Annotated in this window: 22 protein-coding genes; 4 read left to right on the top strand and 18 right to left on the bottom strand. The window is 68.4% G+C overall.

Translation table 11 applies throughout. The features are described 5' to 3' along the window. Nucleotides 1-414: 414 nt before the first annotated feature. The 12 genes from AA75_RS06065 to AA75_RS06015 form a co-directional block, all read right to left on the bottom strand. A complete protein-coding gene (locus AA75_RS06065; RefSeq protein ID WP_033818724.1) occupies nt 415-954 on the bottom strand; it encodes a phage tail protein in 540 nt (179 codons plus the stop codon). Next, a complete protein-coding gene (locus AA75_RS06060; protein ID WP_033818723.1) occupies nt 951-2,906 on the bottom strand; it encodes a putative baseplate assembly protein in 1,956 nt (651 codons plus the stop codon). The genes AA75_RS06065 and AA75_RS06060 overlap by 4 nt, the downstream gene beginning before the upstream one ends. Further along, nucleotides 2,906-3,325, bottom strand: coding sequence for a GPW/gp25 family protein (locus AA75_RS06055; RefSeq protein ID WP_033818722.1), 420 nt, complete (start codon nt 3,323-3,325; stop codon nt 2,906-2,908). The genes AA75_RS06060 and AA75_RS06055 overlap by 1 nt, the downstream gene beginning before the upstream one ends. 29 nt (nt 3,326-3,354) lie before the next feature. Continuing rightward, nucleotides 3,355-5,382 carry a phage baseplate assembly protein V gene (locus AA75_RS06050; protein ID WP_035980270.1) on the bottom strand — a complete coding sequence of 676 codons (2,028 nt, stop codon included), beginning with the start codon at nt 5,380-5,382 and terminating at the stop codon, nt 3,355-3,357. Nucleotides 5,383-5,385: 3 nt separating this feature from the next. Then, nucleotides 5,386-6,096, bottom strand: a complete 711-nt coding sequence (locus AA75_RS06045) for a hypothetical protein (protein ID WP_051811914.1) — start codon at nt 6,094-6,096, stop codon at nt 5,386-5,388. A 10-nt stretch (nt 6,097-6,106) separates the two neighbouring features. Beyond that, nucleotides 6,107-6,577, bottom strand: coding sequence for a phage tail protein (locus tag AA75_RS06040; RefSeq protein ID WP_033818721.1), 471 nt, complete (start codon nt 6,575-6,577; stop codon nt 6,107-6,109). Next, on the bottom strand, nt 6,577-7,137 hold the full coding sequence (locus tag AA75_RS06035) for a phage tail protein (RefSeq protein WP_033818720.1): 561 nt from the start codon (nt 7,135-7,137) through the stop codon (nt 6,577-6,579). Before AA75_RS06035 ends, AA75_RS06040 begins: the two co-directional genes overlap by 1 nt. An 11-nt stretch (nt 7,138-7,148) precedes the next feature. Further along, nucleotides 7,149-11,084, bottom strand: coding sequence for a DUF4157 domain-containing protein (locus AA75_RS06030; RefSeq protein ID WP_033818719.1), 3,936 nt, complete (start codon nt 11,082-11,084; stop codon nt 7,149-7,151). 129 nt (nt 11,085-11,213) lie between these two features. Beyond that, the gene (locus AA75_RS50790; protein ID WP_199520270.1) at nt 11,214-11,366 is read right to left on the bottom strand and encodes a DUF6760 family protein; all 153 of its coding nucleotides are present in this window, start codon (nt 11,364-11,366) and stop codon (nt 11,214-11,216) included. Next, nucleotides 11,363-11,752: a hypothetical protein gene (locus tag AA75_RS06025; RefSeq protein WP_033818732.1), complete on the bottom strand. Its 390-nt coding sequence runs from the start codon at nt 11,750-11,752 to the stop codon at nt 11,363-11,365. The genes AA75_RS50790 and AA75_RS06025 overlap by 4 nt, the downstream gene beginning before the upstream one ends. A 5-nt stretch (nt 11,753-11,757) precedes the next feature. After that, complete coding sequence (locus AA75_RS06020) at nt 11,758-12,219, bottom strand: phage tail protein (protein ID WP_033818718.1); 462 nt, start codon at nt 12,217-12,219, stop codon at nt 11,758-11,760. Between the two features lie 50 nt (nt 12,220-12,269). Next, entirely contained in the window at nt 12,270-13,811 is a 1,542-nt protein-coding gene (locus AA75_RS06015) for a phage tail sheath family protein (RefSeq protein WP_033818717.1), read from the bottom strand. A gap of 187 nt (nt 13,812-13,998) precedes the next feature. On the opposite strand from AA75_RS06015, the gene AA75_RS06010 reads away from it, so the two are divergent. Then, the gene (locus AA75_RS06010) at nt 13,999-14,748 is read left to right on the top strand and encodes a DUF4255 domain-containing protein (RefSeq protein WP_051811913.1); all 750 of its coding nucleotides are present in this window, start codon (nt 13,999-14,001) and stop codon (nt 14,746-14,748) included. 356 nt (nt 14,749-15,104) lie between these two features. Here the strand turns inward: AA75_RS06010 and AA75_RS06005 are convergent, their stop codons facing one another. The 6 genes from AA75_RS06005 to AA75_RS51670 form a co-directional block, all read right to left on the bottom strand. Continuing rightward, nucleotides 15,105-15,659, bottom strand: a complete 555-nt coding sequence (locus AA75_RS06005; protein WP_149037970.1) for a protein-disulfide reductase DsbD family protein — start codon at nt 15,657-15,659, stop codon at nt 15,105-15,107. After that, on the bottom strand, nt 15,656-16,390 hold the full coding sequence (locus tag AA75_RS06000) for a thioredoxin family protein (RefSeq protein WP_051811912.1): 735 nt from the start codon (nt 16,388-16,390) through the stop codon (nt 15,656-15,658). The genes AA75_RS06005 and AA75_RS06000 overlap by 4 nt, the downstream gene beginning before the upstream one ends. A gap of 118 nt (nt 16,391-16,508) precedes the next feature. Continuing rightward, a complete protein-coding gene (locus AA75_RS05995) occupies nt 16,509-17,351 on the bottom strand; it encodes a CAP domain-containing protein (RefSeq protein ID WP_051811911.1) in 843 nt (280 codons plus the stop codon). 248 nt (nt 17,352-17,599) lie between these two features. Continuing rightward, the gene (locus tag AA75_RS05990) at nt 17,600-18,382 is read right to left on the bottom strand and encodes a cytochrome c biogenesis CcdA family protein (protein WP_033818714.1); all 783 of its coding nucleotides are present in this window, start codon (nt 18,380-18,382) and stop codon (nt 17,600-17,602) included. After that, nucleotides 18,382-18,978 (bottom strand): TlpA disulfide reductase family protein, encoded by a 597-nt coding sequence (locus tag AA75_RS05985; RefSeq protein WP_051811910.1) that lies wholly within the window; start codon nt 18,976-18,978, stop codon nt 18,382-18,384. Before AA75_RS05985 ends, AA75_RS05990 begins: the two co-directional genes overlap by 1 nt. Nucleotides 18,979-19,349: 371 nt before the next feature. Then, complete coding sequence (locus tag AA75_RS51670; RefSeq protein WP_233288939.1) at nt 19,350-19,928, bottom strand: hypothetical protein; 579 nt, start codon at nt 19,926-19,928, stop codon at nt 19,350-19,352. Between the two features lie 34 nt (nt 19,929-19,962). On the opposite strand from AA75_RS51670, the gene AA75_RS05975 reads away from it, so the two are divergent. The 3 genes from AA75_RS05975 to AA75_RS47100 all read left to right on the top strand — a co-directional run. Next, nucleotides 19,963-20,679, top strand: coding sequence for a response regulator transcription factor (locus tag AA75_RS05975; protein WP_033818713.1), 717 nt, complete (start codon nt 19,963-19,965; stop codon nt 20,677-20,679). Then, nucleotides 20,676-22,142: a HAMP domain-containing sensor histidine kinase gene (locus AA75_RS05970; protein ID WP_082526290.1), complete on the top strand. Its 1,467-nt coding sequence runs from the start codon at nt 20,676-20,678 to the stop codon at nt 22,140-22,142. The genes AA75_RS05975 and AA75_RS05970 overlap by 4 nt, the downstream gene beginning before the upstream one ends. Nucleotides 22,143-22,657: 515 nt before the next feature. Further along, a partial coding sequence (locus tag AA75_RS47100; RefSeq protein ID WP_158515446.1) for a beta-propeller fold lactonase family protein occupies nt 22,658-25,174 on the top strand: 2,517 nt, incomplete at its 3' end.

Below are 25,174 nucleotides of genomic sequence, written 5' to 3'. Positions count from 1 at the left end.
GCATCCCCGGCCCACCACCCGGACGCGGCGGCATCCCCGGAGGTCCACCCCCCGGACCGCCGGGCATCCCCGGACGCGGCGGCATCCCAGGAGGCCCACCCCCCGGACCGCCGGGCATCCCCGGACGTCCCGGCATGCCCGGAGCGCCGGGCATGCCGGGGCGCCCCGGCATGCCGCCTGGGCCGCTACCCGAGCGGTCGATGGGCTCCGCCTTACCGACGTCGGCGTAGATGACGGACTGCATTCGGGAGAGCAACCCCTTGCGGGGCGCTTCCGCCGCTTGTTCGGCCTCTTGGACGATCTCCTCGGAGATCTTCGGTGTGACCTGCTCCCCCACCCATTCGAGGAACCCGCCGCACGACCCGCAGAAGGAATCCGCGTCCTGGTTGTGGAATCCACATTTCTTGCAAGCGATCATCTTCGCGTCACCTCGAGTCGGTGGATGACATGTGCGGGCTTGGCAGCAGTGACCAATGCGTCGAGCAGGCTCGTGGAGACTCTGTCGGGATCGTCCACACGTATTCGGACGGCCAGGCGGGGAGTGTCCTCGCCCGGAAGATCTGCGCCCGGAGTGGTGGACCAGGCTGCGCCGCCGTTGTCGGCGACCTCGACCTCTCCTCCGGTCAGGACCTCGACGTAGGCACGCAGACCGGCGACGGTCCCGCGCATCCGGTAGAGCTCCACCGCCTGGGTGACGGCCCGTCTCGACCGGTCGAGCGGCCACTTGGGGTCGAGGGTGATGCCCACCCAACTCGCCAGCCACTCGAGGAAGTCCGTCGGGGCCACCAGGGGGTCGAGGTAGGCCTCGAGACAGTCGAGCGTGGAGATGATCGGCGCGAGGATGTCGTCCAGGCCCGCGGTCCACCGCATGGTGAACGGGTCCTCCTGGTAGACGGCCGGCATCAGGGTACCGAGCGGGTACGGGGTGGGGATCCCCGGCGTGGTGCCTCTCATGTCATCTCCTCGACCTTGACGTGGTGGTCGTAGGAGAAGACCAGGCTGTTCGGATCGAGGACCAGCCGGTTGGTCTGCGGGCCGCGGTCTCCGGTGACGGGGTTCGCCCCGAAGAGCCGTGCGTCCTCGACGTAGTCCACACCGTTGACGCGCTGGAGGACCGAGTAGATCTCGCCGACCTGGACGTCACGTCCGAACGGCCAGCCCTTGCCGTCGTTTCCGCCGGTGAGGGGATTGAGGAACTGGTAGAGCCCGTCGAGTGCCTCTTTCCGGATCTGGTCGAAGTCGGCGTACTGACGGGCGATGATCCGGGCGACCACGGTCACGCCCTGGTAGCGCGGCGGCTCGACCAGGACGCGGGCGCCCACGAGCCGGACGTCGTTGAGGCGATCGGTGATCCGCTTCAGGGTGTTCGTGGTGGGGACGAGGTCCTCGAACTCGATTCGGCCGGCCACATTCGCCGCGGTGGGGACGACCAGGACCTTGACGGAGCCGGCGTCGACGTCGTGCTCGCCGGCTGTCAGACAGCGCACCCGGGCGACCTCCGGGGCCGCCTCGTGGGTGATCGCCTCGTAGTCCTCCGCGGTCACCGCACGGCTGCGGGCCCGCAGGACGAGGGGCCCGCGGGCCTTGGCCTCCTCGATCGTCTCGCCGTCGACGCCGCCCTGGGCGGGGTAGCGGTTCTCGACCCGGGTGACGAACGGGATGGGGGATTTGAGCGTCTGGATGGCAAATCTGGCGACGTTCCCGCTCCGTCCTCCACCTGTCGCGTAACGGCGCAGCCGCACGGCGGCGTCCTGTGGCGGTACGGCGCCGTACTGGCGCAGCGACCCGTTTGCTTCGCGGACGGCGGGGCCGAATTCGATCCGTCCCATCGAGCCGTCGACGACGACGTGTCTGTCCTGGGGGCCGCTGTCCGCGAAGGTCTGTACCTGGTCCCAGCGCTCCCAGCCGTCGTCCGTGCTCACCTCCACGATGCACTCGCCCGCTCCGGTGAGGATCGGTGTGCGGCGGGCGGTGAAGGCCTGCCCGGGGACGCCTTCGGCCGTGCCGAGAGCCTCGTTGTCGATGATCTCCGCGTGGACGGACCGGGCGGTGCCCCCGATGGTGGCGGTCTTGATCCCGTGGATGACCGGGGGGACGCTGTAGCCGGGCTGGCCCTCTTCGGTCTTGGTGACCCGGGCCCGTAGCCATCCTCCGCGTTGGCCGTCGACGATGGCAGCCCGGTGCTCGGCCGGTATGTGGAGGACGATGGCTCCCTTGCGGTTCAGGCCGCCGGTGGGGTCTTCGGGTACGTCGCACTCGATCCACTCTTCGCCGTCGTAGGCCTCCCAGACGAGCGGCGGGTGTGTGGGGTCGACGCCGACGCCTTCCAGTTGGCAGTCGAGGTCGAGCCTGACCGCGCACCTGGGTACCGGCTCTTCCAGGCCGATCAGCAGTGCGTCGCCCGGCTTCGGTTCGGCGGAGAAGGCCGGGAACGGCTTGATCCGCTTGATCTCCGGGGCGGGATCCTGGAGTTCCTCACCCTCGCTCTCCTCGGTTCGCAGGTACTTGAGCGAGCTGGGGACGAGGACGAGGTCTTCTGTGGTGGCGAAGGTGGTGCCGGGCTCGTTCCCCACCCGGGCCGTGGCGGTCTTGGTGCCGCGCGGGACGGTGTTCGTGGTGCGGGCCGGGGCGGTGAGCCAGAAGGTGACGGGGGCGCCGGCCGCGGTCGGCGGCAGCATGCGGATGCCGATCAGTTCCAGGAACTTGACGTAGAGCCGGTCGGGGACGCGGTTGAGGCGGTAGAGCAGCTGGTCGGTCATGAAGGCGAAGGTCTCGATGAGGGTGACGCCCGGGTCCGAGACGTTGTGGTCCGTCCACTCCGGACAGCGGCGCTGGACCATGCGCTTGGCATCGTCGACCAGGTCCTGGAAGCGGCGGTCATCGAGGTTCGGGGTGGGCAGTGCCATCAGAAGTCGGTTCCTTCGTCGGGGATGCTGTAGAAGGGGAAGACCAGGTTTCGCTGATCGTTGGTGGCCTTCACGGTGTAGGCGATGTCGATGTAGGCGGTGTTGCTGTCGTCCGGGTCGACCTTGACGTCGACCGAGGCGACGTCCACCCGTGGTTCCCACCGCGCCAGGGAGGTCCGGACGTCGTGGGCGATCTCGGAGGCCGCCTGACCGTCGATCGTGCGGAAGACGAAGTCCCTCAGGTGCGAGCCGAACTCCGGACGCATGGGGCGTTCTCCCGGGTAGGTCGACAGGATGAGCCTCATCGCTTTGACCAGCGTCGCTTCCCTGGAGACCGTGGCGATGCCGCCGCTGGGAGTGACGCTCAGGGGGAACGCCCATCCGATGCCGGCGAAGTCGGGGTTTTCGGTGTCGGCCATGTGCGTGACTCCTCTCGGGTGGTCGTGGGCTACTCGGCGTTGAGGGCGATGACGGCGGCGGTGGCGGTGATGATCTCGGCGGCTCCGAGGTTGAGGGCTTCGGCGGCCTCGATGTTGATCACGGGTGAGGCGAGGGTGATCTCCTCCTGTGCGTCGATCATGATCGCGCCACCGGAGAGGATGCTGATGCCGCCGCCTTCTCCCGCGACGATGGTGATGGTGCCCGGCGGGGCTTCGCCTCCTTCGCCCGGGACCGGGACGGCGCTGAGGTTGACGTTGCCGAACCTCTGATCGATCCTCAGTGCGACGTCGCCCTTCCAGCTGCCGAGTGAGACCGCGGACTCCTCGGCGGGAGGCATGCCCTCGGCCATGACGTCGGTGAACTTCAGGGCGTTTCCTGACGGGGACATGAACCCTTGGCTGATCACCGAGCCGCCGCCTTCGACCGTGGCGGGTGTGAACAGTTCCCGGTACACGCTCTCGGCGTTGATCAGGCCGCCGAGCACGAAAGGCCGTCGGATGTCACCGAACTCGAATCCGACCAGAACCTCGTCCCCCACCGCAGGCAGGAAGACGGAACCGGCGGTCGTCCCTGCCGTGATCTGTACGACCCGGGCCCAGTCGGACTCGTACAGTTCCGAGAGCCATGGCAGCTTGAACTTGACGCGTCCCATCTCCAGCAGGTCGAAGTTGTTGCTGACGATCCCGCAGAGGAACCCGTTGACCCGGGGTGGCGGCGCGGTCACCCGGCCGCCGTTGGTCAGCCCCAGCAGGGACCGGTCCTGCCGGCCGGACACCCAGAAATGGGTCCGGTATCCGCCTTCCTCGTCGTCGAATACGTGCCGGCCCTGGGTGACGATCCATACGCCTTCGAACATCGCCGGCACACCCTCCACCAGAACCGGGAGACCCGCCGAGACTCCCGGATCTCCGACGGTGATGCCCTCCGCCTCGGCGAAGGTGCCACCGAGCTGGTCGCCGATGCTGACGGACAGGGCTTCCGCGTTGAGCGCACCCGTGACCCCCATGCCGACCGGGCGGTCCATGACCACGTAGGCGAGGGGATCGGCCGGCGGCCCGGCATCCGCGCGACTCGGCACCTCCATCTCCTCGGCCTCCTGGGCGGCCATCTTCGCCTCCGCCTCGGCCTCTCCCGCTGCCTGTGCGATCTCCGCAGCCGCCATGGCGAGTTCGGCCAGTTCGGCCGGGGTCGAGGGGACGACCGCCGAGAGAGTCGCGGGTACGCCGGGTTCGGCGACCGGAAGACCGAGCTCCGGATCCCACATCCGAACCTCTGTGGTGGGGGTGAGGTTGTCGGCGCTGATGCTCGGCTGGAACCTGATCAGGTTCTGCTTGAAGACGAGGGGGGCGGCCCCGATCAGCTCGGCTCTCTCGGCGGCAAGGGGGGCGCCCTCGAGCCCGCTGCTCGCCGGGCGGAAGTAGAAGACGTCTCCCGCCTCGACGCCGAACTCGTATCCGATCTCGGACGCCCGGAAACTGAGGAACTCCCAGTCGGTCTGGTTGAACTGGGCGATGTGCTCGTGAAAGGTCGGGGAGGGGATGACCTCGCCGGCGACCAGACCGACGCGTACCGCGATCTCCGTCGCGATCTCCGCGTCGGTCGTGTTGAACCAGGCCTGGGTGTGCTTGGCTCGCTGCAGCCGGTGGAGCCGGTCGTATCCCCGCACCACGGTCGTGGTGGCCACCTGGTCGCAGATGGCTTCGAGGCCGGTGATCTCGCCGATCATCACCGGCCGTACACCGGTGCTCGGCCTGGGCGCAAGGATCGTGACCTGCTGTCCGATGACCAGCCCCGCCTCCTCGATGATCACGCCGTTGGGGTCGTGGATCGTGATCTCGAACATGTCCGGCATGTGCAGATGTGTGTCGACCACGACGCGCAGGATCTGCGGAGCAGCTCCGCCCTCGGCTGCAAGGGTGTCGATGATCGTCTGCAGAGGGACCGGCGGGCCCGGCATGGCGATTCCGCCTCCGATCAGCACACTGGCCTTCCGGGTGGCGGACCCCCCGTCCAGCGGAAAGAACGTGTCGGGCATGTCCTAGTCCTCGCGCTTCAGTTCACTCGGGTTGGGCACGTAGATGTACTGGCCGGGCCGTACCCGCAGCGGGTCGTCGATGTCGTTGGACCTGGCGAGCTCCCGCCAGTGGCGCGGATGGCCCAGCTCCTTGGTGGTGATCTGCGCCAGCCGCTCGCCTTCGCAGACCTGGTGGGCCCGGCGCCCGGGTAGGCCTCCGGACGTCGGGTTGGTGAACGGCAGGATCGGCGGCTGCTCGATGAGCGTGAGATTGACGACGGCACGGGAGGGCACGCCCATGCTGTCGAACCGCTCGTAGGTGACGTCGCAGTTGGTCATGACCACATCGCAGACGAACCCGTACGCCGGCAGACCCCATTGGAACTGGATCCGGGGCAGCTCCACGGCCAGGTCGAGGAGGCTGACCAGTGCCGCTTCCACTCTGTTGTCAGGCGGTGCGGCCCAGGAGAGCAGGAGGTCACAGCGCGCTTTGGTGTCCGTGCCTTCGAGGACGTTGCCGTTCACGCTGATGGTGATGAGCTCGCTCTCCTGCAGCTGGCTGCCGGTCGAACTGCCTGCCGTTGTCCGGCTCTTCGCCTTGGCGCTGCGCTTGAAGGTGATCTTGTTGGGGTTGTAGTTGAAGACCACGAAGCCGGGCTTGGGGGCGAAGCAGGTCAGCTTCGCCCGGTCGTACTCTCCCGCCGGTCCCCAGTTCTCGTATTCGGCAAGCGCCATGACCTGCTCCTTACAGAAAGCCCTGGTGGGCCAGTTCCAAGGTCTCCAGTGCCACCCCGCCGCTCCCCATGGCGTCCAGGTCGGGCCCCGCCCACTTGACCGGGTAGACGCCGCGGAGATTCCAGGTGTAGACGGGCGCCAGCGAGGCGTCGTAGAGGGTGATGCTGCCGGTGCCGCCCCGGTAGTCGCAGCTCGGTGCGTGGAACCATGAGGCCGCGACCTGCTTGAGGTATGCCTGAACCGTCGACGATGTGCTGTTGGCGATCGCGCGCTGCAGGGTGATCGTCTGGTATTCGAGCTGCTCGGCGAGCATGGAGACCGGCGACTCGTAGTTGCCGCCCTCGTAGATGGGCTTGTGCTTGAAGGAGACCGTCAGGCCCTTGCAGCTCTTCCACGCCCCCAGGTCCAGGCCTTCGATGGTGACCTGGAAGCGCAGCGTGATGCCGGGGACGAACTTCTCCTGCTGAACCGCCCCGGTCATCAGACAGCTCCACCCGCGGTCCCTCGCGCCGCGCCGCCGCCCGCGGACGTGTCGCCGAATCCCGCAGAGGTCGACGATGCCTGGACCGACCCGGGCGCCAGCAGCGCGCTGTTGAACTTGGTGTCGTCCTTGAGGAATCCCTCGTGCGCGAGCGTGAGGGTCTCGATCGCCACCTTGCTCGCACTGGCGTCGAACTTCTCGATCGCCCACTTCAACGGCATGACGTTGATCAGCGTCCAGGTCATGATGGCCTGGGTCTCGGTATTTCCCAGGTAGATGGTCCCGGACCACTTCTGCAGCGACAGGGAACCCTGGGAAAGCCAATCCTGAACCGTCTGGGACTGGGCGCATGCAGCCCGGGTCAGCACGATGTCCGAGTACTTGGTGGACCCGGGGTAGTACAACCGGGAGTTTCCCGAATCTCCGGCCCGGTACTCGCACAGTCCCCAGGTGACGTCGAGTCCGCCCACCGTCGACCAGAACCCGAGGTCGATGTTTGTCGCCCCGTCCAGCTTGACCTGGAACCGGTTGGCAAGTCCGAGTGAATCGAAAGTCGTCATTTCTGCTCCATTTAACGGAAATCACTGAAAATTCCTTGGCGGGCACGGTCGATTCTCAGCTCCCGTGCCAGCCTGCTCCGGATGCGGGGGTACAGCCTGTCCGCGACCTCATTGAGATCGAGATCGTCCAGGCTCGCCCTCCCGCCCGTGGAGGTCTTGTTGTCGGGTGACCCGGGATCAGGCGCAGCGACGGTGGCCGCGGCCTGCCCTCCGAGAGTCACTCCCGCGCCCGTCACCGCGGCCAGCAGGGTGCTCGCCGCGGCCGAGCCGCTCACTGCGGGTGGCAGGGTGCTCGCCGCAGCCGAGCCCACTGCGGGCGGCAGCCCGCCGGTGGCGGCTATCTCTTCCGGCTCCTGCGCGAGGTCGCCCTCGGGTCCGGCCCCGAAATCGTCCTCCGGTTCCGGCTCTTCGTCCGCCACCGGCTCGAAGATCGCAGCTCCTGCACGCTGTTCACCTCCGTGTTCGGCCCGCCATTTGTCATTGACCTTGCGGCCGAAGATGCCTCGGAATGTCTCGGCGGCCCCGAGAGCCAGTTCGGCCTTCGCCGCGCGCCCGAAGGCGGCCATGGAGAGCCCGGCCTCCCCGCCTTCGAGTTCACCCCGGATTCCCGCGGAGACGATGATCTCGACCGGTATTTCACTGGATTGCTTTCCTACGTTCTCGTCCGTATCGAGTCGGGATCCCGCGTCCGGCGAGGCGAAGATCACCTCACCTGCCGGGCGGAAGCTGTCCTGGAGGAGGACCGCGTATTTGATCTTCTTGTCTCTGAGAGCCTTCTCCGCCTCGATCTGCTTCTTCCCGATCACTGCGGGCATCTCGAGCGGCTTGAGCTCCTTCTCCGGTTTCTTTTCCGGCTTCCTGCCGGACCCGGTCGACGGTTTGGTGCCGACCACCGGGGTCTTCGTCACCTCCGGGGGCGGGGGGACCGAGGCCATGACCGTCGCCGCCCCGATGGCGGCCGCCGTGGTGATCGCGGCCGATGGTGGCGGGGTCTCCACCGCACCCACCGTGGTCGGCAGGCTGACGCCGGCGCCCGGGGTGGCCGGTGAAACCCCGCCGGCACCCGGGGTGGCCGGCGGGTTCCCGCCGGGGCTCGTGGTGACGGATGTGCCGGGAGTGCCTGCGGCAGCCTCGGGCGGCCGCACGGGCCCGGGTTCCGCCCCGGGCACCGGCTGTGCCGTCGTGGTCGGCTCGGGCAGGGGCAGGGGCAGGGGGACGACCACCGCGGGCGTCGTACCTCCGCCCGGCGTGGCACCGCCCGTCGGCACCTTCGAGGCGGCCGGCGGGGTACCCGTCGCCGTCTGCGAGGTCTTCGCGGTGGTCGGCGCCGGAACCGGAGTCTTCTTCTCGCTCTCCTTCTTCTCGCTCTCCTTCTTCTCGCCCTTCTCTCCCCTGCCCTCCTTTCCCTTGCTCTCCTGCTCCTCGTCGTCGCCGTCGTCGTCCTGTGACCCGGTGAGCGGCGTATGGACTGTCGCTTCGGAACGCCGGGCCCCGCCCATCTCGCGGAACCTCTTGCGATCCCGGTCGTCGATCTTCAGACCGAACATCCCCATGAAGGTCTCGGCGGCGCCGAGAAGGAGATCACCGGTGATCGCGCCCTTCTCGTCCTTTCCCTCGGACACCACCACCTCGACCTCCGTGGTGTCCTGCATGACGATCTCGTCCGTGGGGGGCTCGATGTAGAGGACTCGGCCCTTCTCCAGCAGACTCGGCTGGTAGGAGACCTTGATCGTGAGGCCCTCGTAGCCGCCGCGTTCCTTCCAGAACTTCTCGGCCTTCTTCGCCAGCTTCTCCAGCTCGACGAGCGCCTCGATCTTCCACTTGCCGATGACCTTCGGTATCCGCGGCAGATCGTCCGTCGAGGCCCCTTCCTTCTCCGCCAGATCCCGCAGGAGCGCCTTCTCCTTCTCGATCTCCAGCGCGAGCTTGGTCTGGCCCTCGAGGGCCGGGAACGTCGAGGGCATCTTCTCCGCGTCGCCGCCGCCGTCCGTCCAACGTGCCTGGACGGCTGCGAGCTTGGTGTTCTCAAGCCAGGTGGTGTTGGTCAGGTCCGAGGTGTCGGCCTTCAGCCACTGCTGCACCTCGTAGGCGATATCGCGTCTGTCGTTCTCGGACAGCTTGGGATCGTCCAAGGTGGTGATCTCGCTGATCCCCCGGGCCTCCGCGATGGCCTTGAGCTTGATCTCCTGAAGCTTCTCCTCGGTTCCCAACCGCTGTGCCACGGTGGCGGACAGGTCCGGGAGCTCGAAGTCCGTGCCGATCAGCACGTTGCCCGCCCCGTCGCGGTGGGCGATGCCCTGGCGGACCAGTTCGTCGATCACCTGCTGGACCTGTCGGTCCGTGCTGGCGGCGGCCGGCGGGTGGGTCAGCTCGGCCGGGGCCGTCGCCCCGACGGCCAGGGTCTCGGCCTGCCGGGCCTCGGCCTCCAGCGCGCGGCCGTGGACGGTGTGCTCCTCGGGGAGCGCGCTGCCGAGCGTCCGCTGCTGGACCACGTGCATGAGTTCGTGGTTGAGGACGGCCCGGGCCCCGGGCGAGTCCAGTGGCCCTTCCGCCGACGGCAGGTAGACCGCGCCGCCCCGGGAGAAGGCGCGCGTGTGCAGGAGCCGGGCCTCGGTCGAGGCCTGCGGTCCCCGGTGCACCGGTACCCGGGAGACGTCCGCGCCGTACGCGGCCTTGAACGCGGCGGCGACCGTGGGCGGTACCCGCTCGACGTCCGGCGGCGGCGGCGCGGCCAGCGGGATCGCGGCGAGCACCTGGGCCGTGGTCGGAGCCGGCTGGGGGGCCTCCTGCGGGGCCGGACGGTAGAGCGCCTGCGCAGCGGGCTGCGGTTCGGCGCCGACGGCCGGCCCCTGCGGGCGTTCCCCGGGCTGGGCGCTCGCCGGGTGCAGCAGTGGCGGCAGGTTCGAATCCCCCGCATGGCTCTCGGGGAGCGGCAGGGGAAGCGCGGGGAGGGTCCTGGGGCCGGGGTCCGCATCGGGGGCCGGGGCGGACCCGGGAGGCGGAGGATGCGTAGCAAGGTCGGAGCCGCCGCCGTCGGAGCTGTCGTCGGTGTCCGCGGTGTCGGTGGGAGTGGAGTCGGTGGGCGCGGCGTCGGTGGGCGCGGCGTCGGTGAGAGCGGTGTCGGTGAGAGCGTTGTCAGAGGCCGTGTCGTGCCGGAGCGGGGGCAGGTCGGAGCGCTGACCCGGTGTCTGGCTGATCGGGGCGCCCAGGCCGAGGCGGCGGCTCTCGCCCAGACTGCGTCGCCGTGCCGCGGGCCGGCCGCGTTCCACAGCGGGCAGGGTGGGCAGGGGCCGCTCGGGCTCTTCCGGCTGTTCGGGGGCGGGCGGTTCCGGTGCCTGCCAGGAGGCGATGAGCCCGTGCCCGGAGAAGTCCAACGGGGGCAGTTCCACGTCCTCGGTCTCCCGGGAGGGAGCCGGCTCGGGGGTGAACAGGTGGGCCTGGGTGGCGGCGGCGCGGAGCCAGCCGGGGGCGCGGTACGGTTCGGCCGGTTCACGGGCGTCTCCGACGTAGGACTCCACCGCCTTGGTCAGCGGTGCGGCCTGCGCGGGGGTGCGGTCGTGGGTGGCGACCCAGCGCAGCGGGCGGCTGCCGCGCGGCTGCGGGTCGGCGTCCGTGCCCGGGTGGTCGACGCCCGTCTCGGTGGAGGGAGTTCGGCTCGCTCCGGGTGGGGTGGCCGACCGGGTCGGGTCCTCGGCGGCGGGCAGCACGGTGGCCAGGAGATCCGCCCGGCCGACGGGCGCGGCCGAGCGGTCGACGTGCGGGGAAGGGAGGAGCGATCGGGTGCCGGCCACCTGGGGGAGCGTCATCGGTGCCGGGCCGACGGTCGGTGCCACCAGTGCCGAGAGGGTGCGCAGCGGTGGTGCGGTGACCCAGGCGCCGGCCGTCGCCCGGGCCGGCTGGGTCGCCGGTCCGGTCGTGGTGGCCGGCGGGGACGCCGTGGCGGACACCGGAGTAGGGGAGTCCGCACCGGCGGGCGCGTGCGCGCTCACGGGCTGTGTGGAGCGGTTGCGCCAGAGAGGCCAACGCATTGCTCGTTCTCCTGGTACTGGGTCGAGGCGGGCTGAGGTGGGTGGTGGTCACCCGCCGAGGCGGGTGTGGATGCGGCCGATCTCGTCGATGACGCGTTCGCGCATCGGGTGTTCGAGGTCGAGGATCGAGTCGAGTGGCCAGTGGAGGTAGTAGGCGACGTACGCGGTCTCCTCCCAGAGGCGGTCAGCCGCGTACGTCACGATCCCCCCTTGGCATCACCGGCGATGTCCACGGCGAACTGGTGCCCGCAGGAGGGGCATCCGACCGCGGCCTCGGTGTGGCCGTCCTGGTTGATCCGCCGATACAGGTCCTGTAGGAAGGCCAGGTCGGAGGCGAAGAGGTTCTCGATGACGAAGGTGTCGACCCCGGCGAGGGTGCCGAGCTTGGTGACGGTGCGTTCCAGCAGGAGGACCGTCAGGTAGGCGGGGTTCTGACGGACCCGCGGGTCCGTCTGTGTGGTGAGCTCGTCGCGGGCCGTCGCCAGGCGCATGACGCCTTCGCGGTGGACCTGGCCGTGCTCGTCCACGAAGCCGCGGGGCAGGACGAACGGGTATTCGGTGCGCATTCCGGCGTCGGGCGGGGCCATGGTGGTCACGGCGCCACCCGCTGGATGTTCTCGCACACCAGGGTGACGGTCTCCATCAGTACTTCGTTGGAGCCTGCCTTCAGTGCGCCGACCTCCAGCTTGCTCGGCCAGGCGTGTTCGAGGTAGTACCGGGCGACCGGCTGGCCGTCGAAGCTGTACATGACGAGTGAGGCGCTCTTGCGGGCGAGTGTGAGCTCGCCCTCCAGTACGGCCTGGTGCCAGGACCACAGCTCGACACCGCGGGTCTTGCCGCGCTTGAGGATGACGGTGGGGGGCTTCCGCTTGCCGGGGAGCTTCTTGAAGATGACCTCCTTGTCGGAGGACGAGAGGTAGTCGACCGGTTCGACTTCCGTCGTGATGCCGGACAGCTCTGAGAAGGACGCGATCTCGTAGCCGTCGATGACGACTGAGAACCGTGCCGCAGTCAGGGCGTCTTGGGGCTGCTGGGCCCCGAGTCCTCCGACCATCGTTTATTTCTTCTTTCTTGAGAGGGGATTGTCCGTGTGGGCGGACGTGTTCACTCCTCGAGGCCGGAGCCGTCGGAGTACTGCGAGATCCGGAAGACGACGAACTCCGCCGGCTTGACGGGTGCGATGCCGATCTCGACGTTGAGGATTCCCTGGTCCCGACTGGACGGGGGGTTGTTCTCCTCGTCGCACTTGATGAAGTACGCCGAGTCGGGGGTGCGGCCGAACAGTGCTCCGTCGCGCCACACCTGGCGCAGGAACATGCCGACCGTGCGCTTGACGGAGTCCCAGAGCTTGGGGTCGTTGGGCTCGAACACGACCCAGTTGGTGCCCTGGAGGATGGACTCCTCGACCCAGTTGAAGAGTCGGCGTACGTTGATGTAGCGCCACTCGGGGTCGCTGGAGAGGGTTCGGGCACCCCAGACCCGGATGCCCTGGCCGGGGAAGGCGCGGACGCAGTTGACCCCGATCGGGTTGAGCTGGTCGTGTTCGCCCTTGGTGATGGCCAGTTCCAGGGCGATGGCTCCGCGCACGGTCTCGTTGGCGGGGGCCTTGTGGACGCCGCGGGTGGCGTCGTTGCGGGCCCAGACGCCTGCCATGTGGCCGGACGGCGGGACGACGACGGCCTTGCCGGCCACCGGGTCCATGACCTTCAGCCACGGCCAGTACAGTGCCGCGTACTTGGAGTCGTATCCGGCGGTGTCCTGCCGCCAGTTCATCACCTGGCGGGCGTTCAGGCCGGGGGGTGCGTCGAGGATCGCGATGCGGTCGGCCATCAGCTCGCAGTGGGCGATCATGCCGAGCTGGACGGCCTTGACGCCGTCCATGTCGAGGATGCCGCGCTGGTAGGCGGCCATGACGTCGGGGACGCACAGCATGGTGATCTCGTCGATCGCCTCGAGGCCCGCGAAGCCGGTGCGGTCGAGGGAGTCGCCGAGGTAGTCACCGGCGGAGACGCGGGGGACGGTGGGCGCGGGCTCGTCGACGGTGGTCAGCGACACCCGGCTTCCGTGCGCGGGGGCGACCGCCGCGACGCCCTTGATCTCCTCCAGGAGGATGAGCTTGGAGGCCTGGCGGACCGCGGTGACGACGTTCTTGGGGCCCTTCTTCACGGTGACGTTGTCGTACGTCTCCTTGGTCTCCTTGGGCCCGCTGCGGCTGACGACCAGCTTGAAGGTGTCCTCTCCGGGCTCGGACGCCTCGCTCACCTCGACGGTGATCTGCTGGCCCTCGTCGCCGGGTACCAGGGCCTTGGCGATCAGCGCGGGCCTGGTGGAACCGCTGCCGGCGGGGAGGGCGGCCTGCGCCGGGGTCTGGGGCACGGGATCGGATCCGCCGATGCGGACCACGTAGGCGACCCCGCCGCCGTTGAGGAAGTAGCCGTAGACGGCGTGGGCGAGGTAGCTTCCCTCGATGAAGTCGCCGAAGTTCTGGGTGAACTGGGACCAGTTGGTGACCAAGGTCGGCTCGTTGACCGGGCCCTTTTCGGCGAATCCCACGAAGCCTGCTACGGCTGTGCCGACGCCTTCGATGGGCCTTGAACCGGAGGAGACTTCCTCCATGTACACACCGGGTGACAGATAGCTGGGCACGAGCCCTCCTGCCGTGAGTAGAAGTTTGCTGTCTGATGCCGAGACTCGCAGGCGGGGCGGGGCGCAGGGATGGGCCTTAGGACGGCCAGTGAGGCGTCGACCATTGCGCCATCGGGCACGGGGAAGGGGCCCCGGTGACTCCCGAAGGTCACCGCTTCGGCGGTCACGGAGTGCGCACGCTGGGGGCATGTTCCATGAAGTAGACGCCGCTCTGCGGGACTTCCTCACTCCGTTGTTGCCGCAGGATGCGGTGGTGACGTTCGAGTCACCTGCTCCGGTGGAAAGCGGGGACGGCGGGGCGCGGTGTTCGGAGGTCGTGCTCTTCCTGTACGACGTGCGGGAGGATCCGAACGGGCGCGGCGCGGACTTGACGGACGTCCGCGACGCGCAGCACAAGGTCGTCGCCCGGAAGCTGCCCGCGCGTCGGTATCAGCTGACCTATCTGGTGTCGGCGCAGGCCGCTACGGCCGAGGCGTCGCACGGTCTGCTCGGCCGGGTTCTGTCGGTGCTGGTCACCAGGGACACGCTGCCCGTGGAGTGTCTGGGCGGGTCGCTCGCGGAGGCGGGTCTGCCCGTCGGTCTGCGGGCGGCTCCACCGTCGTCCACGGCGGCTTCGATGGATCTGTGGTCGGCGTTGAAATCCTCGCCGCGGGCCTGTCTGGAGCTGGTGGTGACGGCTCCGTTGGTGCCGGACCTGCCGATCGAGGTCGAGGAGGCGCCCGGTTCCTTCGGTCTCGGCTTCTATCAGCTGTCCTCGCCGGAGGAGGACCGGTCCGGCGCGGCGGCGGACCCTGTGCCGGCGCGGAGCTTCACGACCGTGCGGATCCGGGAGCGTGGCTCCAGGGAGTCCTCGTCGAAGGACTCCCCGCCGAAGGAGTCCCCGCCGGTTCCGGGAAGTGGTTCCGGTCGTCTGCCCCGGCGGGGCCGTGGAGAGTGATCGGCGGCCTGCACTCTTGTCTGACCACGGTCATGTATGCGACCCTCGTCGCGCGGTCCCCCTCGCAGGGTCCGGCGGTTGACGGGTGACACCGCCGGACCCGAGCCAACACGGGACGTCGCTTCCGGGCAGGCCTGTGACCGGGTTCCGGTCACAAGGTGAGGGCCTGCCGGGTGACGTCGGCTCCTGAGGAGCGGGTGGTGAACGTGCCCTCCTCCCGCTGTGCGTCCGCCGGAGCGGCACATGGAAAGCGCCGGCCCGCTCCCTGTCCTCGGGGAGCGGGCCGGCGGTCCACCGCGGCGGGACGCGGGCCCTGTGTGGCGCCCCGGTGGTGCCCGCGGTGGTCTCGGGAGTGGTCAGTGGCGGACGGCGATTCCCTGGTCTCCGACCGTGAGGGCGACCGGGTGATCGTCCACGGGTGCGAGGCAGCCGTCCTCGCTGCATGCGGCGTAACTGATCAGCGTAGTCGCCTCGCCCGTCCCGCTCTTGGCGAGCGGCACGGTGAAGGTGACCGGGCCGTCGGGGTAGACCGGTACCTCGGTGGAGGTTCCGGCGTCCGTGATCTGGCGGATCGCCGACGTGGTGCTCGGCGCGCCGGACATCGTCAGTGAGCCGGTCAGCTTGATGACCGTGGGGCGGCCCAGGCCGTCGATGCCGTCGGGCGGGAGGTCCATGCTGTAGATGTGGTAGCCCGCCTTCTCCGGGGTGAAGGTGATGCTGGCGGTGCCCTTGTTCCCGTCCCAGTTCCCGAGGCTCAGCGCCACGGTCACGCCGCCGTCGCTGAACGTGGCGGCGGGCTTGGGGGCCGCAGCTGTACCGGTACCGGTGGTGCCGGCGCTGGCACTGGTGCAGCCGACGGCAGCCAGCGCGGTCAGGAGGGCTGCCGCGTAGAGGGGGGTTCGGCGGGTCACGCGGCCCACTTCCGGAGGAATGCGGTGAAGCCGTCGGCGGTGGTCTTGGGCCGCTCGACCTTCTGGGTGCTGGCGGTGACGGTGCCCGAGGGCGTCACGACGATGAGTACCGGCATCGCGTAGCTGCCGGAGGAGTCGTAGCCCTGGAGGATCTTCATGTTGGTGGTGCTGTGGTCGCCGATGTCGACCTTGACGAAGTGGTAGGAGGAGTTCAGCGCGTTCTGCACGTCGGCGTTGCCGGTGAGGAGCTTGTCGAGGGCCTTGCAGTTGCCGCACCAGTTGGCGCCGAAGTCGAGCAGGACGTTCTTGCCGTCGGCCTTGGCCTTGCTCATCGCGGCGGCGATCTCGGCCGCGGAGTCCGCGTTGGCGTTGTATCCCCCGCTGATGGCGGCGGCGGGCACGGCGGCAGCGGCCCCGCCGCCGGAGGCCGCCTTGGCCGGAGCGGCTGCGGCCTTGGTGGTGCTCTTGGCCGCGGCGGTGGTCTTGGCGGCCGGGCTGGCGCTGGTGGCGGGTGCGCTGGGGGCGGCGGAGGGAGTGGCCGCGCCGCTCGGGGTCGATGCGGGAGCGGGCGCGGCGGCCTGGGTGGACGACGAGCCGAGCGAGGGCACGACACCGGTGTCGAGGGCGACGTTGGCAGCCGAGTCGTGGGCGGCCTTGGGGTCGTCGCAGGCGGTGAGCGCCGCGCCGGTGGTGGCGACGGCTATGGCCAGGAGGAGCGATCGGGTCCGCATGTGGTTCTCCCTGGGAGGGTTCCGGTGGGATGGGGATGTCTCTTGGCTGTCCGGGAGCTGGCGTCGGCGGGTGGGCCGCTACGTCAGACCGGGGTACTGGTGGGGCGTTGACGGATCGTCATCCGGAGAAGTCCTGGGTCATCCACACCGTGCCGGAGCCGTCCTGGATGACGGATATGCCGATGCGGGTGAAGGAGGTGCTCAGGATGTTCCGCCGGTGCCCGTCGTTCGGCGGCCGCTCGGCGAGCATGTCCTGGGTGAGCTTGACGGCCATGTCGCCGACGGCGGTCGCGTTCTTGGCGGGTCCTCCGGTGCCGATGTTCTCGCCGGCGGAGGACCATCGGACGCCCTGTGCGGTCTCCCGCTGGCCGACCGCCGCCTCGCCCGAGCACTGGTGCGAGAGTCCGCACCCGGCCGACATCGCCTGGGAGTGCAGGAGGGCGCTGCTGTTGAGGCCGTCGAGGAGGGTGAGTGCGGCCAGCCCCTGGTCGGCCCGGGCCTTGTTGATCTGGTCCAGGACTCGCTGGGCGGCGTCCCCCGACGAGGAGGCGGACGATCCGGAGGATCCGGAGCCGCCCTGGCCTCCCGCATCGGCCGAACTCTTGGCCGGCTGGGACTGGGCGGCGCTCTTCGAGGACTTCGCTGGTGCGTCGGCCGGCCGGGACGCCGCGGCGGAGCTCGGCGACGCGGCCGGCGGGGCCGACGCACTCTCGGAGACGCTCGCGGTGGCGGTCGGATCCTGCGAAGGCGGCGGGGAGAGGGGAACAGCCGTCGCCGTCGGGAGGTTGAGGGAGTCGGCCACCGAGGAGGTGGCGGCGTTCTTGGCGGGCTGTCCGCCGTCCCAGGACGCCAGGGCCACTCCGGCCACCCCCGGGATCAGCAGGGCGGCGACGACCAGCAGCCGACGGCGGGGCCGGCGGTGTCGGCGACGCGACGGTCGCATCCGGGGGCGGATTTCCATGTGCGGCTCTCCTCCGAGAGGTGGTCGGTCGGTCCTGGCGGCGGTGGGCGCGTTCGCGGCTTCCCGAGGCTTCGCGTCCCGGGGCGTGACCGCCGGCGAAGCGCGCTTGATGACCTTGATCCTAGGACCATCGATTCGGACAAAAAGAGCGAATCGACCTACTTAACGAACCGCTAAGGAAGGGCTCATTCCCCCCTTCGGCAGTCCGGCCGCACGGCAACCCGGACGCCCCCGAAGCACCCCGGGAATCACACGGAGGACGTGAACTGCGAGGCCCACAGCTGCAGTTGGTACACCAACTGATCCCAGGCCCCAGTGGCCAGCAACAGGCCGACCACGACCAGCATGCCGCCGCCGGCCCGCAGCACCCACTGGTAGTGACGCTTGACGACACCGAAAGCCCCCAACGCCCGCCGGAAGGCGAGCGCCGCCAGGACGAACGGCAGTCCGAGCCCGACACAGTAAGCGGTCATCAGCAGCGCACCCCGTCCCGCACTCGCCTCGTTCCAGGCGAGCGCCTGGACGGCGGCGAGGGTCGGACCGATACAGGGTGTCCAGCCCACACCGAAGACCACACCGAGCAGCGGCGCACCCAGCAGACCGAGCGCCGGCCGGTAGTGCGACCGGGCCTCCCGCTGGGTGAAGCCGGGCAGGACACCCATGAACGCCAGCCCCATGACGACGGTCAGCACCCCCGCCACCAGGCTGATGGTCCGCTGGTGCTCGAGCAGCGTGTGCCCGAAGTAACCGAACAGGGCCCCGCCGGACACGAAGACCGCGGTGAACCCGGAGACGAACAGCACGGACCCGGCGAGCATCCGACCACGACGCCCGCCCCGGGCATCCGCCAGATCGGTGGCCGACAGGCCGGTGACGTAGGTCAGGTAACCGGGGACCAGCGGGAGCACGCACGGGGAGAAGAACGAGACCAGGCCCCCCAGCACGGCGACCGGCAACGCGAACAGCACCGTTCCGTGGAGCACCGTCTCGTTACCGGCAGCGGCCAGACCCACTGAGTTCGCGAGCGCCATCACTGCCCCTCCGCCACGACCGGGTCCACCATCCGGTGCAGCTGCTCCCCGGTGAGCGGCTGCAGTGCGCGCGCCGCGATCCGCCCGCTGCGGTCGACCACCAGGGTCGAGGGAATCGCCTGGGCGTTCAGCACGGAAGGCGGGAAACCCAGCAGCGTCATCCCCTGCGGGTCGTACAGATTGGGATAGGTGATGCCGTGCTCACGCACGAAGGCCCTGGGGGCGTCGGGCTTCAGATCCTTGACGTCGATGCCGAAGAACTGCACCCCCTTGTCCGCGGTCTCCCCCGCCACCTTCGCGAGATCGTCCGCCTCACCCCGACAGGGCCCGCACCACGACCCCCACAGGTTCACCACCACGACCTTGCCGGCGAAGCCCGACAGGATGACGGGCTGATCGTCCAGGCCGCGACCCGCCACATCGGGCACCGGCTTGCGCTGCGCGACGGGAATCATCTCGATCCCGTCGTCGGCACCCGCCGCGCCCGGCCCGGCGCCCTGGGCGGTCGAACAACCCGCCAGGACGAGCACCGCCCCCGCTCCCAGAACAGCGGCTCCGGCGGCCCTGCGGCCACCACGAAACGGTCGATGGTTCATGCGGAGTCCTTCGATCACGCCGCCGGCGCCCTGGCATCGGCCACCACACCCGGCAGGGCATCGGCAGCGCACGGGTACGCCGAACCGGCAGGCAGGCATCGGTCGGTGAACACGGCTCACCGGCATCGGCAGAAAGGGCCGGCACGAGCCGCGTCGACGCCCGGCGGCGAGGCACGACCCGGTGGAAACCACTACGAAGCCACCGGGTCGTCCGCCGCCAGGCAAGGCGAGCATAGGCGGCGCCACCGCTCCGACAGGCCCTCCGAGGCGATCTTCAGGAACAGCTAAGGAAGCCATCACCCGCACTGCAAGAAAGGCAGCTCAGAGGGCAGAGTCCGCAAGCCGACGACTGCCCCTACGGGCACGCACCGTCACAGGGCGGTCTCCCGCACGGAAGCCTGCGGCTGTGGCTGGAGAGTGGCCGTGATCCGCGAACGATGGTCCCGGCTGGTGAACGTGACGACCAGCGTCCCCGGCTCGGACTGCGTCACATCCGTGGTGAAACCCGGCGCGGGAAGCGCCGAGACCAGACAGACCGCCCCGTTCCCGAAGTTGATCGAAGCCTGCCCCCCGCTCGAGCGCACCGTATGCGCACCGACACCGCCCTGACACGACGACCCCGGCCCCGGACGCTGCCCGGTCACCGCCGGCGACGGACGGGGAACCACCGTGGCGGGCGCCCGCGTCACTCCGGACGAGGGCGACGCGGAACTCCCCTTCGGCGACGGCGACGCGGAGGGAGAAGCCGAGGCCGGAGCCTTGGGCGGCTCGAGTGCGGACGGATCATCCGTCGCCTCACCCGACGCGGCGACGAACACCGTCGGCGTCGGCAGCGCGAGCGCCGGCACCGGCGTCGTCGACTTGATGACGAAGCCGACCGCGAAGAACACCGCCGTCACCGCCAGAGCGGTACAGGCCAACCACAGGAGAACACGCAAGAGCACGGGCACAACACCATCATTACCGATCCGCTACGGTGTCCCCATGGCGAACGTTCTTGTTGTGGAAGACGACCCGGACATACGTTTTTCCCTCATCGACGGGCTCTCCGCACACGGATTCACTGTTCGCAGCACCGGAGACGGATTCGGAGCCCTGCGCGAACTCACCCAGTCCCCGCCCGACGCCGTCGTCCTGGATCTCGGTCTGCCCGACCTGGACGGCTCGGACGCGCTGCGGATGATGCGCGGCATCTCACAGGTCCCCGTGGTGATCGTCACCGCACGGGACGACCACGACGAGATCATCCGGATCCTGCGGGCCGGTGCCGACGACTACATCGTCAAACCCTTCTCCAGCGCCATGCTCGCCGCCCGCCTCACCGCCGTCATGCGCCGTTCCGCCCGGCCGACCGCCGACCACCAGGCCGACGGCGCCTGGCGCGACACCACCTCCCGCGAAGCCATCGCCATCGGCAAGCTCCGCATCGACGAACGGGCCCGCACGGTCCACCTCGACCGCGACGAGATCCAGCTGACCCGCCGCGAATTCGACCTGCTGGCCTTCCTCGCCCGCAACGCCGACGAGGTCGTGCCCAAGCGCACCATCCTCACCGAGGTCTGGCGCGACGCCTACGTCGACGAGCAGACCATCGACGTCCACCTGTCCGCACTGCGCCGCAAGCTCAACGAACGCGCGGCCCGCCCGCGCTACCTCCAGACCGTCCGCGGCGTCGGCATCAAACTGGTGACCCCCAGATGAGACGATCACTCGCGGGCGTGGCCTTCGCCGTCACATCGATGGTCGCCCTGTCCTTCCTCATCCCCCTGGCCTTCCTGCTCCAGTCCCAGGCCAAGACCCAGAGCCGCACCGCCGCCGAACAGCGCGCCGCCGCCCTGGCCCCGTTCCTGACCGTCGAGCCGACCATCGCCGAACTGAGCCAGGCCGTCTCCGACCTCGACTCCGACAACCGCCTGGGCGTCCACCTCCCCGACGGCCGCATCGTCGGCGCCTCCCACTCCTCCGCCGAGTCACTGGCCCGCGCCGCCGACCGCGGCGAGTCCCTCACCGAGGACGTCCACGGCGGCTGGGTCTACCTGCAACCGATCGTCCTCGCCCACAACCAGGTCGCGGTCATCGAGTCGTTCGTCCCCCAGGCCGAGATGAGCAGGGGCGTCGGCACCTCCTGGGCCGTGATGACCCTCACCGCCGGCGGCCTCGTCATCGGCTCCGTCGCCCTGTCCGACCGTCTCGGCGCCCGGGTCGTCCGCTCCTCCAAGCGCTTCGCCCGCGCATCCCACGCCCTCGGCTCCGGCGATCTGCGCACCCGCATCGAACCCAGCGGCCCACCCGAACTCTACGAAGCCGGCCTGGCCTTCAACGCCATGGCCGACCGCATGGTCGAACTCCTCGCCATCGAACGAGAACTGGTCGCCGACCTCTCCCACCGCCTGCGCACCCCGCTCGCGGCACTCCAGCTCGCCACCGAACGCCTCGGCCCCACCGACGACGCCGAACGCATCCGCTGCGCCATCTCCCAGCTCGAGTCCGAACTCAACTCGATCATCACGACCGCCCGCACCCCGCTCGCCACCGGCCCCATGGGCGCGGCCTTCCGCGACACACCCCCGGGGCGGCTCCCCCACCAGCACACCGACGCCGACCTCGGCGAGGTGGCCGACGTCGTCCGTCGCCGCGCCGCCTTCTGGGCGATCCTCGCCTCCCAGCAGAACCGCCGCTGCGACGTCTCCATCACCACCGAAGCCACCCCGGTCGCACTCCCCGAGGACGACCTGGCCGCCGTGCTCGACGCCATGGTCGGCAACGTCTTCCGCCACACCCCGCAGGAGTGCGCCCTCGCCATCAGCGTCGAACGGACCGCCCAGGCCGTCACCATCGCGGTCGAGGACGCCGGCCCCGGCATCATCGACCCCGACCGGGCCCTCGCCCGCGGCTCCAGCGCGGGATCCACCGGACTCGGCCTGGACATCGCCCGACGCGCCGCCACCGCCACCGGCGGCGAGGTCACCATCGGCCGCAGCCCCCTGGGCGGCGCCCGCGTCGCCGTCCGCCTCGGACTCTCCTCCACCCCCAGCCTCGGCAGCCGCATCCGCCACCGCGCCGCCCTCCGGCAGGCCCGCCCCTGCTGCCGCCTCACCCGCCAGCGCGGGCTGCGGGTGCTATGCCGCGTCCGCAGGCGGGGCACGGAGAACGCGGGCGGCTGATCGCGGCCGTCCCCAAGAGGCACGTATCCGTGCCCGGCTTACGGCACAGCGAGCCAGCTCGGCCAAGGGGTCCGCCTGCGACAGTGATCCCACGACGAGGGGCCACATCAGCCCTCGCGCGCTGCGAGGAGGCATTTGTGGCGACTGACGAACCGACCGCGTTCATACGCCTTCTTCGCGATGCGGTCTCCCGCGTCAGAGCCGCGCTCCCAGGAGTCAGCGCCAGCCAAGAGGCAGGCGATCACTGGGCACTACGATCATCAGTCCGCAGGGGAGGGCGGCGCTGCCTGCTGCTACTCATGAGCCTAGTCGCACTGGCGCATCCAACCCGTCGGCGCCGCAGCCTCACCCGAGGGGGTCCCTCACAGCCCGACCCCATGCCGACCTCGACCACACCGAGTCTGCTCGGCCGACGCGGGACACGCGCCACGGCAGGAATCCTTGCCACCCTCCTCTCGTTGGGGGGTGCAGTATTCATTTCATCTCTCGCCTCCACTCCGGCCCACGCCGAGGGAGTGAACATCACTCCTCCCGGGAAATACGCCTACGTCCCCAATTTCTCATCGAAGAATGTATCAGTAGTAGACACCGCGACGAACACGGCTATCGGCAACCCGATCAGCGTGCCCGGTTCGCCGACCGACGCAGCGGTCAGCCCGGACGGGACGCGTGTCTACGTGACACACAATTCCTCCCAAGGCGCCCAGGGAAGCGTCTCAATAATCTCCACAGCCACCAATTCAGTTATCGGAACCCCTATCACCGTCGGCAAGGGCGCAAGTTCCGTAACCTTCAGCGGCAACGGCGATGCCTACATCACAAACAACTCCGAAAACACCGTCTCCAAAATCTCCTGGGCCACCAAATCAGTCACTCAAATAACGGTCGGAAGTGCCCCCGTCGACATAGCCATAGACCGCCTCGGGCGCGCCTATGTGGCAAATTCGTCAGACAATAGCATATCAATTATCGATACACCGTCAAATATAGTGATTGGCACCATAGGGGATATTGAGGGGAGGCCATTCGGGTTGGCACTCAGCCCAGCCGGAAACAACCTCTACGTCGCTATGCCGATTGGCGCCAAGGCACCAGGCGTGGCAGTGATTGACCTAGCAGACACCAGCGCCAGAACGTATATTCCCACCGGCGCCGGAGGCCTCCCGGTCAAGCTGGCAGTGGCGCCGGATGGAAGCCGAATATTCGTTGCGAACGCGAGTAGCGGGGCTAACAACCCGGGAAGTATCAAGGTGATCGATACTTCCAGAATCGCCAACCCGCAAACCGCCGTAATCGCCACCATTGACAAAGGGGTCGGATCCGATCTGCACGATATTACCATCAGCCCCGACGGATCCTACATCTATGTCGCCGGCACAGCTTCCACGATTTCGGCGATATCCACGGAGATCAGCGCTGTTAGCTCCACCATCAGCCTGACGGCAGGCTCGGCCCCGTCCGGCGTTGCGGTGAGTCCGAACGGCAGTCGAGCATACGTTACAAATTCCTCGGCCAACAACGTTTCCGTGATTGACACCGGCACCAATGCCGTGATCGCCACGGTTCCGGTGGGGAGCAGCCCGATCAGGGTAGCCGTGAGCGCCGATGGCAAGCGCGCCTACGTCTCCAACCACGACTCGAACGACATATCGGTGATCAACACCACCAACAACACTGTATCCCCGACAACAATCAAACTCGGAACTAGCCCATGGGACGTCGCAACCAGCCCCGATCCCCTCAGCAGTACCATTTACGTCTCCACGGACGGATCCCCGGCCAGCGTGCTGATCATCGACACGGCTAGCAATGCCTTGAGCACAATCGATTTCGGAAACTCATCAGGACTGCGCGACCTGGCAATCAGCCCGAATGGGAACAATCTATTTGTCACGGACGTCCTGAAGCACAACGTGACGCTCATATCCACCGCCAGCAAATCAATCACTAAAAGCTACAGCCTCGACGGCAATTCCAGCCCCGTCGGCATCTCTATAAGCCCTGATGGAAATCTGGTATACGTCGCTAATTTGACCCTGCCAAGCATCTCGGTAATCGACACCACGACGACCAATGGAAATATTTCCACCATAGCCGTCGGCACCGCCCCTATTGATGTAGCCGTCAGCCCGGATGGAACACGCATCTATGTCACCAATGCAGGATCGAAGAGTGTTTCAGTAATAAAATCGACAACGAATTCGGTAACATCAACCATCACTGATAAGATCGACTCTCCAGGACGGATCGCCATAGGTCCGGACGGCGTTCATGCATACATCACCAACGGTGCGAGTAGTAGCGTTTCCGTTTTCGCACCCGTCTCCATCCCCGTCGGAGCCTCTCCCATGGCGGTTGCACTCGGAGTAGTTGGCGAGTCAAAAGTGTCGGCCGACCAGGGTTCTGGACAGTCGGCAGCGGTGGGAGGGGTATTCGGCACAAACCTCAAGGCTCTGGTGACAGATTCCGGCGGGAATCCGCTGGAGGGCGTCGAGGTAACGTTCGCAGCTCCGTCCAGCGGCGCATCTGCCGTATTTTCCGATTCCACGAAGGCTCTTACAGATTCCTCAGGTTTGGCCACCTCTCCCTCGCTGACAGCAAATTCGACAACTGGGAGGTTCCAGGTCGTCGCCCATGTCAAGAATATTGACACGGATGCCAAATTTGATCTTGAAAATGTCAATTCCGATACGGTTACGTCAATCACCCCGGACCCCGGAAATCCCGCCACCCCGTCAGTCGGCCAACCCTTGTCCTACACGGTCAATGTGACCAGTTCAACCGGCCTTCCACCTACGGGAATCGTGTTTTTCACTGATAGTTCGGACTCCAGCGGAAGCCACGCCGGAACACTGGCAAAGAATTCCTCCACCGGAAATTCGAGTGTCACATTCATAGTCAACCCGGATGTAGGCCACCACGTCTTCACCGCCTCGTACGGCGGGGGACCTGGATTCACAGCGAGCACCAGCGCGGCATCCGATCAAGACGTCGCGAAGGCGGACACGACGACGACCGTGACCGCTGCTCCG

Origin of the sequence: Kitasatospora sp. MBT63, assembly GCF_000710465.2 — a bacterium.
In the GTDB taxonomy this organism is placed as follows: domain Bacteria; phylum Actinomycetota; class Actinomycetes; order Streptomycetales; family Streptomycetaceae; genus Kitasatospora.
Note: the sequence above shows the minus strand (reverse complement) of the source record. Positions and strands in the feature narration are given on the sequence as shown.